Origin of the sequence: Blastococcus sp. LR1 (assembly GCF_020166105.1) — a bacterium.
Classification (GTDB): domain Bacteria; phylum Actinomycetota; class Actinomycetes; order Mycobacteriales; family Geodermatophilaceae; genus Blastococcus.
Map to the genome: position 1 here is coordinate 301,947 of NZ_JAIUJY010000006.1, position 13,602 is coordinate 315,548.

Annotated in this window: 9 protein-coding genes; 6 read left to right on the forward strand and 3 right to left on the reverse strand. The window is 71.2% G+C overall.

Annotated features, from left to right (window positions below; all coding sequences use genetic code 11):
• The first annotated feature begins 175 nt into the window (after positions 1-175).
• The 3 genes from LBW97_RS18345 to LBW97_RS18355 are packed head-to-tail and all read left to right on the forward strand — an operon-like array spanning position 176 to position 3,137.
• A complete protein-coding gene (locus tag LBW97_RS18345; protein WP_224500802.1) occupies positions 176-1,192 on the forward strand; it encodes an efflux RND transporter periplasmic adaptor subunit in 1,017 nt (338 codons plus the stop codon).
• Positions 1,189-1,917, forward strand: a complete 729-nt coding sequence (locus LBW97_RS18350) for an ABC transporter ATP-binding protein (protein WP_224500803.1) — start codon at positions 1,189-1,191, stop codon at positions 1,915-1,917. The genes LBW97_RS18345 and LBW97_RS18350 overlap by 4 nt, the downstream gene beginning before the upstream one ends.
• On the forward strand, positions 1,914-3,137 hold the full coding sequence (locus tag LBW97_RS18355) for an ABC transporter permease (protein WP_224500804.1): 1,224 nt from the start codon (positions 1,914-1,916) through the stop codon (positions 3,135-3,137). The genes LBW97_RS18350 and LBW97_RS18355 overlap by 4 nt, the downstream gene beginning before the upstream one ends.
• Before the next feature lie 105 nt (positions 3,138-3,242).
• Here LBW97_RS18355 and treY read toward each other — a convergent pair whose 3' ends face one another.
• Together treY and glgX are read right to left on the reverse strand one after the other, a co-directional pair.
• The gene (treY, locus tag LBW97_RS18360) at positions 3,243-5,591 is read right to left on the reverse strand and encodes a malto-oligosyltrehalose synthase (RefSeq protein ID WP_224500805.1); all 2,349 of its coding nucleotides are present in this window, start codon (positions 5,589-5,591) and stop codon (positions 3,243-3,245) included.
• On the reverse strand, positions 5,588-7,696 hold the full coding sequence (gene glgX / locus LBW97_RS18365) for a glycogen debranching protein GlgX (protein ID WP_224500806.1): 2,109 nt from the start codon (positions 7,694-7,696) through the stop codon (positions 5,588-5,590). The genes treY and glgX overlap by 4 nt, the downstream gene beginning before the upstream one ends.
• A 452-nt stretch (positions 7,697-8,148) precedes the next feature.
• On the opposite strand from glgX, the gene uvrB reads away from it, so the two are divergent.
• Complete coding sequence (uvrB, locus tag LBW97_RS18370; protein ID WP_224500807.1) at positions 8,149-10,266, forward strand: excinuclease ABC subunit UvrB; 2,118 nt, start codon at positions 8,149-8,151, stop codon at positions 10,264-10,266.
• A gap of 49 nt (positions 10,267-10,315) precedes the next feature.
• Here the strand turns inward: uvrB and LBW97_RS18375 are convergent, their stop codons facing one another.
• Positions 10,316-11,377: a hypothetical protein gene (locus LBW97_RS18375; RefSeq protein WP_224500808.1), complete on the reverse strand. Its 1,062-nt coding sequence runs from the start codon at positions 11,375-11,377 to the stop codon at positions 10,316-10,318.
• 406 nt (positions 11,378-11,783) lie between these two features.
• Here LBW97_RS18375 and LBW97_RS18380 point away from each other — a divergent pair, with 406 nt between their 5' ends.
• Both LBW97_RS18380 and LBW97_RS18385 read left to right on the forward strand, forming a co-directional pair.
• Positions 11,784-12,797: a TerC family protein gene (locus LBW97_RS18380; protein WP_224500809.1), complete on the forward strand. Its 1,014-nt coding sequence runs from the start codon at positions 11,784-11,786 to the stop codon at positions 12,795-12,797.
• Between the two features lie 199 nt (positions 12,798-12,996).
• Positions 12,997-13,572, forward strand: coding sequence for a TerD family protein (locus tag LBW97_RS18385; RefSeq protein ID WP_224500810.1), 576 nt, complete (start codon positions 12,997-12,999; stop codon positions 13,570-13,572).
• Positions 13,573-13,602: the final 30 nt, after the last annotated feature.

The following is a 13,602-nucleotide window of genomic DNA, read 5'->3' on the forward strand; positions in this document are numbered from 1 at the left end:
GGGGGAACGGCGAGGGGGCGGAGGGGTTCTGCCCGCGTGCGGCCGACCCAACCCTTCACGGAGGCCGATCTCGGTCACCCGCGTGCCGCGAACGAAACGGTCTGTGACCGGCCCCTCACCCACTATCGTCCGGCGCCACCGGTACCGATGGGTGCCCGAACTGTGGAGGCCGCTCGTGGGCACGGTCCGCACCCTCGTCTTCCCGGCGCTGCGCCTGCTCGTCTGGGCGGTGATCGCCGCGGCGCTGGTCGTGCTGGCCTTCCGCGGCGGAACCGATCCCGCCGCCGGCGGCCCCGACGCCCCGATGCTCGACCTCACGTCGCCGGCGCTGCCGGTGGCCCGCGGCACCGTCGCGAACACCGTCACGGTCAGCGGCACCGTCGTCGCCGACAGCCCGGTACCGGTCCGGGCGACCGCCGCCGGGACCGTCCGCCGGATCCTGGCGCCCCAGGGGAGGGGCGTTCCCCCGGGACAGGGCCTGCTGGAGATCCGGGTCGAGGAGCAGTTGCAGGCGACGACGGGCACCGACGCCGAGGGCAATCCGACGGTGACGCCGCGGCCGCCGCGGATCCGCACGGTCACCGTGCCCGCGCCCGCGGGGGGCACCGTCTCCTCGATGGAGGCGCTCGTCGACCAGGTCGTCTCGGTGGGCGACAAGCTCGGCGAGATCGCGCCGGGCACCCTCTCGGTGACCGCGACACTGACCCAGGCCGAGCAGTTCCGGCTGCTCGCGCCGCCCGCCACCGCCGAGGTGACGGTCGAGGGCGGCCCGGCCCCCTTCACCTGCACCGGGCTCACGCTGGGTGCGGCGCCGGCGCCCACGAGCGGCGACACGGGCAACGGCGACTTCATGGGGCCGCCGACCTCCGGGGGAACCACCGCCACGTGCGCCGTGCCGCCGGGCGCCACGGTGTTCGCGGGCATGGCGGCGACGGTCGCGGTGAACGCCGGCATCGCGGAGAACGTGCTCGTCGTCCCGATCACCGCCGTCCAGGGCTCGGTGCAGCAGGGCAACGTGTGGGTGGTCGGCGAGGACGGGTCCCAGGAGGAGCGGCCCGTCGCCCTCGGCCTGAGCGACGGCGACCAGGTCGAGGTGCGCGAGGGGCTGGCCGAGGGGGAGCAGGTGCTCCAGTTCATCCCGGTGCCCGACGACACCGTCGACGACGAGATGATGGGCGGGCCGTACGGATGAACCTGCTGTCGCTGAGCGGCATCAGCCGGGAGGTCGGCCTGCCCGACGGCAGCCTGCTCCCGATCCTCACCGGTGTGGACCTGGAGGTCGCGGCCGGCGAGCACATCTCGATCGTCGGGCGTTCGGGGTCGGGAAAGTCCACGCTGCTCAACATCCTGGGTCTCCTCGACACCCCGACCGCCGGTGAGTACCTGCTCGACGGCGAGCCGACCGACCACCTCCGCGCCCGGCGGCGGTCGCGGCTGCGCGGCGAGGTGTTCGGATTCGTCTTCCAGCAGTTCAACCTGCTGCCGCGGCGCACGGCGGTGGAGAACGTGGCCGCGCCGCTGCTCTACGCCCGCGGCCGCGACTTCCTCCGTCGGCGGCGCACCGCGGCGGAGATGCTCGACCGGGTGGGGCTGGGCGCCCGCGCCGACCACGTGCCCGAGCGGCTCTCCGGCGGCGAGCAGCAGCGGGTGGCGATCGCCCGCGCGCTGGTGCGCAGCCCCCGGGTGGTGCTCGCCGACGAGCCCACCGGTGCCCTCGACGTCGAGACCGGCGCGCAGGTCATGCAGCTGCTGGCGCAGGCCACGGCGGAGAACGGCGCCGCGCTGATCACCATCACCCACGACCTGTCGGTGGCTGCCCTGGCGAGCCGGCGCTACCGGCTGGACGGCGGACGCCTCTCGCCGCTGGTCGAGGCCGGGTCGCTGGGCGCCGCGACGTCGGACCGGGGCACGGCGTGATCGGCGTCCTCGGCGCGCTGTCGGAGGCCTGGGACGAGGTCCGCGTGCACAAGAGCCGCGTGGTGCTCTCGCTGGTCGGCGTCTTCCTCGCGGTGTTCGCCATGACGTCGGTGACGGCGATCGGGCAGCTCGCCGCACAGGTGCAGCAGGAGACAGCAGAGCGGACGGGCGGGCGGCCGGCGACGATCGGCGTCTCCGCCTACGACCCCGCGACCGGCATGCCGCCGGACTCCGAGGCGTGGGACGCGGCGGTCGCCGACCTGACCGACCGCTACGGCATCACGACGTCGGCGAGCATCTCCTACGGCGAGGGGCTGTACCGCATGCCGGGCGGCACCCAGCGGGCGCAGACGATGCGAGTCTCGCCGTCCTACGGCGAACTGCACCGCAAGGAACCGATCGAGGGCCGCTGGCTCCGGGAGGGCGACCGCACGTCGCTGAGCCCGGCGCTGGTTGTCAACGAGGCATTCCTCGAGGCCCTCGGGGTTGCGGACCTCTCCTCCCGTCCCACCGTCGTGCTCGGCGGGCCGACCCCGGTCCGCGCGACGATCGTCGGCGTGCTCCGCGAGGGGTACGGGTCCGACCTGCTGGCCTACCGCGTCGACCGGTCCGGCGGCGCCTGGGGCGACGCAGGGACCGTCGATCCGATGCAGGCGATGTACGGCGGGCCCAGCACGCTGGAGGTCTGGGTGAATGCCGATCAGGCCGACGAGGTCATGGAGACGGTGCGCCGGGACCTGGGCCTCGCGCTCGGCGGAGCCCAGGTCGACCCCTACCGGATGGACGCCGAGGGCGTGGAGAAGTCGCTGGCCGTGCTCCGGCTGGCCATCCGCGGGGCGGGGATCGTCGTGCTGGTGCTCGGCGGCCTCGGCGTGCTCAACATCGGGCTGGTGACCGTGCGCCAACGGATCCGCGAGATCGGCGTCCGCCGCAGCTTCGGCGCGACCTCAGGGCGGGTGTTCGCCGCGGTGATGCTGGAGAGCGTCTGCGCCACGGCACTGGCCGGCGTGGTCGCGGTCGGCGCGGCGATCGTGCTGGTCCGCAACCTGCCGGTCGTCGCGTGGTTCAACGACGGCATCCCGCTTGCCGACGCACCGGGCTTCCCGGTGGCGGCGGCGATCGAGGGGATGATCGCCGCCACCGCCGTCGGTGCGCTGGCCGGTCTGCTGCCCGCGATCATCGCCGTCCGCGCCAAGGTCATCGACGCGATCCGCTTCTGACCGGGACGAGCGGGGGCCGGAGGCTCCCCGAGGAGCGGTCGAGGGGGCTCCGCTCGCTCGGGGACGGCTCCTGGCCGCGGTGTCGTCCGGAGGACGACGATGTGCTCAGGCGCGGACGAGGAGGGCGACCGGGAGCTTCGTCAGCAGGGCGTCGGCGGCCACGCCGGCGACGTCGGAGACCACCCGCTCGCCGGTGAGCAGGTCCCGCCAGGCGCCGTTGGGCAGCTGCAGCGCGGTGTCGCCCCAGCCGCTCTCCGCGAGCGTCGCCGGCAGTCGGGTGGCGACGACGACGACGCCGTCGCCCTCCTCGCCGCTCCGGTCGAAGGCGACCACGTGGTCGGCGCCCGAGCCGATGACCTCGATGGGGGAGTAGCCGGCGAACCACTCGGGGTGGTCGCGCCGGGCCCGCAGCACCCGCGAGACCACGAGCAGCTTGGCCGCGCCGGTCTCGTCGACCTCGGGCACCTCGCCGGCGTCGAGCCGGGCCAGGAGCTGCCGCCGCAGGTCGTAGTCGACCGGACGCCGGTTGTCGGGGTCCACCAGCGAGTAGTCCCACAGCTCGGTGCCCTGGTAGACGTCGGGCACGCCCGGCATCGTCAGCTGCAGCAGCTTCTGGGCCAGCGAGTTCGACCGGCCCAGCGGCGCGATGCGGGCGACGAACGCCTCGATCTCCGCCGTCGTCGTCGGGTCGTCGTAGGCGGCGTCGACCAGCGCGTGCAGCTGCTCCTCGAACTCCTGCACCGGGTTGGTCCAGGTGGTCGAGGTGCCGGCCTCGCGGGCGGCCTTCTCCACGTAGGCGTGCGCCCGCTCCCGGGAGAGCGGCCAGGCGCCGACGAGGTTCTGCCAGACGAGGTGCGCCAGCGAGCGGTCAGCCAGCGGGTGGCGGGCCAGCCAGCCGCGCACCAGCTGCCCCCACTCGGACGGGAGCTCGGCGAGCACGGCCAGCCGGGCGCGCACGTCCTCGCTGCGCTTGGTGTCGTGCGTGGAGAGGGTCGTCATCGACCGCGGCCGCTTCTCGAGCCGCCGCTGCTGCCGCTCGTGGAACTCGGCGACGCTGCTGCCGAACTCGGCCGGATCGCCGCCGACCTCGTTGAGCGCGACGAAGCGGGCCCAGCGGTAGTAGGCGCTGTCCTCGACGCCCTTGGCCATGACCGGACCGCTGGTCTGCTCGAAGCGGGTGGCCGCCTCGGTGCCTGCCTGCGACAGCGCGGAGTGCAGCGCGTCGACCGCCGCGGTGAGGTCCGGACGGCGCTCGCGGACCGCGGCGACGGTGCTGTCCAGGTGCTCCCGTCCGTCGGGCAGGTAGCTGCGGTAGACGTCGAAGCTCGCCAGGAGCTCGGCCAGCGCCTCGGTCTGCTGCGCGGCGTCGATGCCCGGGAGCTCGCCGATCACCCGCACCAGGCGGGCGACCTCGGAGCCGAGCATCCCGTCGGTGACCTCGCGCTTGCAGTCGTGGACCAGCTGCGCGTAGTCGATCTGCTTCCCGGCGAGCTCGGTGTCCAGCGCCGTCAGCGCCGGCTCGCCGGCCGGGTCGATCAGCACCTCGTCGACCTCGGCGAGCGCGTCGTAGCCGGTCGTGCCCGCCGTCCGCCAGGACTCCGGCAGGTCCTCGCCGGGCTCCAGGATCTTCTCGACGACCGTCCACCGGTTGCCCGATGCCTCGGCGAGCCGGTCCAGGTAGCCCTTGGGGTCGGCCAGTCCGTCCGGGTGGTCGATCCGCAACCCGTCGACGGCGCCGTCGCGCACGAGCTGCAGCACCAGCTCGTGGGTGGCGTCGAAGATCGCCGGGTCCTCGACCCGCAGGCCGGCGAGGGTGTTGATGGCGAAGAAGCGCCGGTAGTTCAGCTCGTCGTCGGCACGGCGCCAGTCGACCAGCTCGTAGTTCTGCCGGGCGTGCACCTCCTGCGGCGTGCCCTCGCCGGTGCCGGGCGCGATCGGGAAGCGGTTGTCGTAGTACCGCAGCTCGCCGTCCACCACCTCGAGCTTCTCGACGTCGTCGGCCGACCCCAGCACCGGGATGCGGACCTTGCCGCCGCCGAACTCCCAGTCGATGTCGAACGCGCCGGCGTGCGTCGAGGCCTGACCGTGCTGCAGCACGTCCCACCACCACGGCGCGGCCGACGGGTCGTCGACCCCCATGTGGTTGGGCACCAGGTCGAGCACCAGCCCGAGGCCCTGCTCGTGCAGCGCCTCGACGAACCGGTCGAAGCCCTCGCGCCCGCCGCGCGCCTCGTCGATGTGCGCGTGGTCGACGGTGTCGTAGCCGTGGTTGCTGCCCGCGGCCGAGCGCAGGAGGGGAGAGGAGTACGCGTGCGAGACGCCGAGGTCGGCGAGGTAGCCGGCGAGCTCGGCCGCGTCCTGCAGCCGGAAGTCGGCGTGCACCTGCAGCCGGTAGGTCGCCACGGGCACGCCGCGGCGGGGCTCCTCGTCCTCGGCGAGAACGGGTCCGGTCACGCCGAGGGTCCCGTCAGCACGATGATCGCCCGCCCGTCCACGGTGACGGTCTCGCCCGGCTTCAGCTCGACCGGCTCGACCTCGTTCATCTCGGCGGTGTCGAGGACCGTCGACCAACCCTGGCAGTAGTCCTCGCCGGGGAGCGTGAACTCGATCGGGCTGTCGGAGGCGTTGAACGCCAGGTAGAAGTGGTCGTCCTTCACGAACTCGCCGCGCTCGTCGGTCTCCCGGATGCCCACGCCGTTGAGGTAGACGGCCAGCGACTTCGCGTAGCCGACGTCCCAGTCGTCGTCGCCCATCTGCTCGCCCTCGGGGGTCAGCCAGGCGATGTCCGGCACCGGCTCGCCCAGGCCCCGGCGCACCGGGCGGCCGTGGAAGAACCGGCGACGGCGGAACGTCGGGTGGTCGCAGCGCAGCTGGGTGACCTTCTTGGTGAACTCCAGCAGGCCGTCGTCGACGTTCTCCCAGTCGATCCAGGTCAGCGGCGAGTCCTGGCAGTAGCCGTTGTTGTTGCCGCCCTGGCTGCGGCCGAGCTCGTCCCCGTGCAGCAGCATCGGCACGCCCTGGCTGAGCATCAGCGTGGCGATGAAGTTGCGCTGCTGACGCGCCCGGATGTGCAGGATCTCGGGGTCGTCGGTGTCGCCCTCGACGCCGCCGTTCCAGCTGCGGTTGTGGCTCTCGCCGTCGTTGTTGCCCTCGCCGTTGGCCTCGTTGTGCTTCTCGTTGTAGGAGACGAGGTCCCGCATCGTGAAGCCGTCGTGGGCGGTGACGAAGTTGATGCTGGCGACCGGACGGCGGCCGGAGTGCTGGTACAGGTCGGCCGAGCCGGAGATCCGGTCGGCGAACTCACCGATCGTCCCGCCCTCGCCGCGCCAGAAGTCGCGGACGGTGTCGCGGTACTTGCCGTTCCACTCGGTCCACAGCGCCGGGAAGTTGCCGACCTGGTAGCCGCCGTCGCCGATGTCCCACGGCTCGGCGATGAGCTTCACCTGGCTGACGACCGGGTCCTGGTGGACCAGGTCGAAGAACGCGGACAGCCGGTCGACCTCGTGGAACTGGCGCGCCAGGGTGGAGGCGAGGTCGAAGCGGAAGCCGTCGACGTGCATCTCGGTGACCCAGTACCGCAGCGAGTCCATGATCAGCTGCAGGGACTGGGGGACGCGGACGTTCAGCGAGTTCCCGGTCCCGGTGGTGTCCATGTAGTACTGCTCGTCGCCCTCGACCAGCCGGTAGTACGTCCGGTTGTCGATGCCCTTGAACGACAGGGTCGGGCCCAGGTGGTTGCCCTCGGCCGTGTGGTTGTAGACGACGTCGAGGATGACCTCGATGCCCGCCTCGTGCAGGGCCCGGACCATGCCCTTGAACTCCTGCACCTGCTGGCCGTTGGAGGCCTGGGCGTACTCGTTGTGCGGCGCGAAGAAGCCGATCGTGTTGTAGCCCCAGTAGTTTCGCAGGCCCTTCTGCTCCAGGGTGTCGTCCTGCACGAACTGGTGCACCGGCAGCAGTTCGATGGCGGTGATGCCCAGGTCCTGGAGGTGCTCGATGACCGCCGGGTGCGCGATGCCGGCGTAGGTGCCGCGCAGTTCCTCGGGGACCCGCGGGTGGGTCATCGTCAGGCCCTTGACGTGGGCCTCGTAGATCACCGTCTTGTTGTAGGGCGTCTTCGGCGGGCGGTCCACGCCCCAGTCGAAGAACGGGTTGACGACGACGGACTTCGGCATGTGCGCCGCGGAGTCGTCGTCGTTGCGCTCCTTGGTCTCGAAGTCGTAGCCGAACACCGACGGGTCCCAGTCGATCTGGCCGTCGATGGCCTTGGCGTAGGGGTCCAGCAGCAGCTTGCTGGGGTTGCAGCGCAGCCCCTGCTCCGGCTCGTAGGGACCGTGCACGCGGAAGCCGTACTTCTGGCCGGGGTGGACGCCGGGGAGGAAGGCGTGCCAGACGTACCCGTCCATCTCAGGGAGCCGGATCCGCTCCTCGTTGCCCTGCTCGTCGAAGAGGCACAGCTCGACCTTCTCGGCCACCTCGCTGAAGATCGCGAAGTTGGTACCGGTGCCGTCGTAGGTGGCGCCGAGGGGATAGGCGCTACCGGGCCATACCTGGGTCATCGTGTGGAGTTCCTCCTGCGCAGGGGCCCCGAGGGCTGGGGGCGGGTGGCCGGCGCGCGTGCTGACGCCACCGACCGAGGACGGACGTCGGAGACCGCTTGCCCGCGCGGGGGGCCCGCCACACCTGGACCCGGTGTGAGACCTGCCCCGTTCCCGACCAGGGCGGATGCGCCACCGCTCCCGGGGACGACGACGCCCCCCGCGGCAGGGCCGCGGAGGGCGTCGTGCGCAGGTCGGGCCGGGGTGGTGCGCGCAGCGGGGGCCGACCTCGCCCGGGTGGAGGCCCGGGTGGCGCTGGTCCCCGACGGTGACCGCTCCTGCGTCCCGGCACGCTAGGGCCGGACGGCGGAACGGGCAAGTACCCGCCTCCCGGCCAGGTGCCCCGGCCGTCGCACCGGTCGCACGAGGCGCTCGCGGCGCGTTCTGTCACACCGCCGACGTACCTTCGTCCCGTGCGCACGTCCACCGACATCCGGCCCACCCAGGGGCGCTTCCGCGTCGTCAGCGAGTTCCAGCCCGCGGGCGACCAGCCGGCGGCCATCAAGGCGCTGGCCGAGCGGGTGAACTCCGGCGCGGAGGACACGGTGCTCCTCGGGGCCACCGGTACCGGCAAGTCGGCGACGACCGCCTGGCTGATCGAGCAGGTGCAGCGGCCCACGCTGGTCATGGCCCCGAACAAGACGCTCGCGGCGCAGCTGGCCAACGAGTTCAAGGAACTGCTGCCCGACGCGGCGGTCGAGTACTTCGTCTCCTACTACGACTACTACCAGCCCGAGGCGTACGTCCCGCAGACGGACACCTACATCGAGAAGGACTCCTCGATCAACGAGGAGGTCGAGCGGCTGCGGCACTCGGCGACGAACAGCCTGCTCACCCGGCGTGACGTCGTGGTGGTCTCGACCGTCTCCTGCATCTACGGCCTGGGCACCCCGCAGGAGTACGTCGAGCGTGCGCTGAAGATCAAGCTGGGGGAGGAGCGCGACCGCGACGAGCTGCTGCGCACCCTGGTGACCGAGCAGTACACCCGCAACGACCTCTCGTTCACCCGTGGCACGTTCCGGGTCCGGGGCGACACCATCGAGATCTTCCCGGTCTACGAGGAGCTCGCCGTCCGCATCGAGATGTTCGGCGACGAGGTCGAGCGGCTGTACTACCTGCACCCGCTCACCGGCGAGGTCGTGCGCGAGGTCGAGGAGCTCTTCGTCTTCCCGGCGAGCCACTACGTCGCGGGCCCGGACCGCATGGAGCGGGCGATCCGCGGCATCGAGGCCGAGCTCGAGCAGCGCCTGGCGGAGCTGGACCGGCAGGGCAAGCTGCTGGAGGCGCAGCGGCTGCGCATGCGCACCACCTACGACATCGAGATGATGCGCCAGGTCGGCTTCTGCTCCGGCATCGAGAACTACTCGCGGCACATCGACGGCCGGAAGCCCGGCTCAGCCGGCGCCTGCCTCATCGACTACTTCCCCGACGACTTCCTGCTGGTCATCGACGAGTCGCACGTGACCGTGCCGCAGATCGGCGGCATGTACGAGGGCGACATGAGTCGCAAGCGGACCCTGGTCGAGCACGGGTTCCGGCTGCCGTCGGCGATGGACAACCGCCCGCTGAAGTGGGAGGAGTTCACCGACCGGATCAAGCAGAGCGTCTACCTGTCCGCCACCCCGGGCGACTACGAGCTCGGCAAGGTCCAGGGCGATGTCGTGGAGCAGGTCATCCGGCCCACCGGCCTCATCGACCCGGAGGTCGTGGTGAAGCCGACCAAGGGCCAGATCGACGACCTCGTGCACGAGATCCGCATCCGCACCGAGAAGGACGAGCGGATCCTGGTCACCACGCTGACCAAGAAGATGTCCGAGGACCTCACCGACTACCTGCTGGAACTCGGCATCAAGGTGCGGTACCTGCACTCCGAGGTGGACACGCTGCGCCGCGTCGAGCTGCTCCGCGAGCTCCGGCAGGGCGAGTACGACGTGCTGGTCGGCATCAACCTGCTGCGCGAGGGCCTGGACCTGCCGGAGGTCTCGCTCGTGGCGATCCTCGACGCCGACAAGGAGGGCTTCCTCCGGTCGGGCAAGTCCCTGATCCAGACGATCGGCCGCGCCGCCCGCAACGTCTCGGGCCAGGTGCACATGTACGCCGACAAGATCACGCCGTCGATGGCCCAGGCGATCGAGGAGACCAACCGGCGGCGCGAGAAGCAGATCGCCTACAACACGGCGCACGGCGTGGACCCGCAGCCGCTGCGGAAGAAGATCGTCGACATCCTCGACGGCATCTACAAGGCAGCCGAGGACACCGAGGCGGCGACCGAGATGCTGGGCGGCTCCGGGCGGCAGCAGTCGCGTGGGAAGTCGCCGGTGCCGGGGCTGTCGTCCAAGTCCAAGGTCAAGGCCGGATCGATCGACGTGCAGGGTCTGCCCCGGGCCGAGCTGGCCGACATGATCCAGACGATGAACGACCAGATGCTGTCCGCCGCCCGGGAGCTGCAGTTCGAGGTGGCGGCCCGGCTGCGCGACGAGTTGAACGAGCTGAAGAAGGAGCTGCGCCAGTTCGACGCCGCGCACGCCTAGGCGACTGCTGCGTCCTCGCCCGGGTCCCGGCAGGGGTCGGGCCGGACGGTCACGGGTGCGGCGGGCTGAGCGTCCGGGGTGCGCAGGTGTTGGCCAGCGCCTCGGTGTTCAGGTGCGGATAGGCCCGCGCGCACCACGTCTCGACCTCGCCGCTGCTGGTGAAGCCGGCGTCGACGAGGGTCACCCAGTAGGGCTTCCCGTCGGAGGCGAACGAGCGCTTCCCGAAGTCCGTGGAGTCCAGGACCAGGACCGGGTTGCCGTCGGCCACCGCGAACGCGGCGTTGCTCTCGGCGAGGATGTCGGCCGCGTAGAAGGTGTGCGTCCCGTTCTGCGCCGTCTGCAGGCGGTCGGTGATGCCGACGCTCTTGGAGGCGACCTGGGCCACCCAGCGCTCGTCGAGCACGAGCCCCTGCAGGGAGTCCGCCCGCGCCGCCGACAGCTGGAGGAGGGCGTCGTCCTCGTCCACGCTCGACGATCCGTACGAGGACGACGACCCGTACGAGGACGACGGCGCGGTGGAGGACGTCGAGCCTGACGCTCCCGGGACCCGGGTCCACGGTGACGAGGTCGTGGGCGTGGACGGAACGGTGGACCGCGTGGACGGGCGGGTGGGCGTCGGGCTCGCGTAGGGCGCCGGGTCGGCGGGCGCCTCCGTCCCGAGGTGGTTCGCGTCTCCGGACGGTGCGTTCGCCGCCTGCGCGGCGACGGCGAGGTTCGCGCAATAGGACTGCACGGGCTGGAGTGCGACCATCACCTCGCCCATCGAGATGCTGTCCCGGTCGGCGAGCGACTCCAGGCCCGCGGCCGAGTCGTGCACGGAGGAGACGGCGCCCGGTGCGTCGTCGTCCAGCCGTTCGCTCTGCCCGGCGAGGGAGTCGAGCCCGTCGAAGACCGCGTTGTTCGTCGAGCTGCCGAAGGAGACCGCGAGTTCGTTCTCCAGCTCCGAGACCGACGCGCACAGGGACTCGGGTGGAACCGGGCGCGTGCTGATGACCAGGAACCAGACGCCGGCGGCGACGACCAGCACTCCCAGCGTGCTGAAGACGCGGATGGCGCGGCGGCGGTTGTCCGTCGCCCAGTCCCAGACGACCTCTGCGATCGCTCCCAGCATCCCGGCCCCCTGCGGCGAGTGCGGCACCGGTCGAGGAGGAGCGGGCCGTCGAGCCGCGGACGCTAGCCAGACCCCGGGCGTCGGACCAGGGGTGCCGCTCCGGCGTGCGCCGGTGTGCGCTGCCGTGCGGGCCGGCCCCGATCGTCGTCACGTGGAGTGAGGATCCGAACCGTTCGGGTCGGACCCGGGAACCCCGTGGACGGGTGCGCCGTTGAGGAGTGAAGAACCGCGGACCGGTCGGGCGATGTCGTCTGCCCGGCTGCGGTTCCGGAGGGGAGTATCCCCGAACAACAGCGTCGTCAACACGAGGGCCCGTGTCCTCCGGCGCTGCCGGCCGAAGGTTCCGACCGCGGCGGGAGAGACCTCCGGTGGCTGACCACTGACAGTTCTCCGGAGGCACGAGTACATGGACGTCCCGTTCTGGGTGTGGGCCCTCACGGTCGGCGCGATCCTCGCGATGATCGCGTTCGACTTCTTCGGCCACGTGCGCACGCCGCACGCGCCGACCCTGCGCGAATCGGCCACCTGGTCGGCGGTCTACGTCGCCATCGCCGTCGTCTTCGGGCTGCTGGTGCTGTGGTTCGCGGGCGGCCAGTACGGAGGGGAATACTTCGCCGGCTACATCACCGAGAAGAGTCTCTCGGTGGACAACCTCTTCGTCTTCGTCCTCATCATGGCCAGCTTCGCGGTACCCCGGGAGCTGCAGCAGAAGGTGCTGCTGTTCGGCATCGCCTTCGCGCTGGTCCTGCGCACGATCTTCATCTTCCTCGGCGCCGCCGCCATCGAGAACTTCAGCTGGGTCTTCTACATCTTCGGCGGCTTCCTCATCTACACCGCCTGGGCGCAGGCACGTGGTGCCGCGAAGGACGAGGACGAGGAGGAGTTCCAGGAGAACTTCTTCCTCCGCCTCACCCGTCGGACCGTGCCGACGACGGAGGAGTACCACGGCGACCGCATGGTCACGAAGATCAAGGGCAAGCGGCACATCACGCCCCTCGCGATCGCCCTCGTCGCCATCGGCAGCGCCGACCTGCTGTTCGCCGTCGACTCCATCCCGGCGATCTTCGGCCTGACCCAGGAGACCTACCTGGTCTTCACCGCCAACGCGTTCGCGCTGCTGGGGCTCCGTCAGCTCTTCTTCCTGATCGACGGCCTGCTCGACCGGCTGGTGTATCTCGCCTACGGGCTGGCCGTGATCCTCGGCTTCATCGGCGCGAAGCTGGTCATCCACGCGCTGCACACCAACGAGCTGCCGTTCATCAACGGCGGTGAGCACGTCACGCTCATCCCGGAGGTCCCGACCTGGCTGTCGCTCTCGGTCATCCTGGTGACCCTCGTGGTCACGACCGTGGCCAGCCTCGCCAAGTCGAAGCGCGACCGCGCCGCCCATGCGCCCGTGGCCGAGGGCGATGCCTCCTAGGAACAGTCGCCCGGTAACGGCTCGGGGCCGGGCATCCCGTGAGGGTGCCCGGCCCGTGCCCAGGTGTGGAGGTCGTGGCCGTGCCATTCGCCGGGGGACATCACGGCAGCTCCACGCGTTGCTGAACTTGGATACCGTCACCAGGCCGTCCGGTCGCGAACGGCGCCGGCTACGCACGACGAATGGGGAACAACACGTGGTGAGTCTCAGCAAGGGGCAGACCGTCTCGCTGGAGAAGCGCGGTGGCGGCACCTTGACGCGCGTCCGGATGGGGCTGGGCTGGGATGCCATCAAGAAGAAGGGCATGTTCGGCAAGCTCAAGGACCAGTCGGTCGACCTCGACGCCTCGGCGCTGCTCTTCGACGCCGGCGGCCGGCTGGTCGACCAGGTCTGGTTCCAGCAGCTGCGCAGCAAGGACGGCTCCGTCCAGCACACCGGGGACAACCGGACCGGTGCCGGCGACGGCGACGACGAGTCGATCGTCGTGGATCTGCAGGCGGTGCCCGCCTCGATCACGCAGATCGTCTTCGTCGTGAACTCCTTCACCGGCGAGAACTTCAGCCAGATCGAGAACGCCTTCTGCCGGCTGGTCGACTCCACCGCGAACGACACCGAGCTCGCCCGCTACGAGCTCACCGGCTCCGGCACGCACAACAGCCAGGTGATGGCGAAGGTGTCGCGCGCGGGCAGCGGCTGGAGCATGACCGCCGTCGGCGCGATCGCCAACGGCCGCACCTTCCAGGACCTGATGCCCACGGTGAGCCAGCACCTCTGACCCCCGCCGGCCGGCACAGTGGGCCGGTCG

Excerpts from the sequence above, each read along its gene's own strand:
- LBW97_RS18350 (WP_224500803.1), top strand. The coding sequence starts at position 1,189 with ATGAACCTGCTGTCGCTGAGCGGCATCAGCCGGGAGGTCGGCCTGCCC.
- glgX (WP_224500806.1), bottom strand. The coding sequence starts at position 7,696 with ATGACCCAGGTATGGCCCGGTAGCGCCTATCCCCTCGGCGCCACCTAC.
- LBW97_RS18375 (WP_224500808.1), bottom strand. The coding sequence starts at position 11,377 with ATGCTGGGAGCGATCGCAGAGGTCGTCTGGGACTGGGCGACGGACAAC.
- LBW97_RS18380 (WP_224500809.1), top strand. The coding sequence starts at position 11,784 with ATGGACGTCCCGTTCTGGGTGTGGGCCCTCACGGTCGGCGCGATCCTC.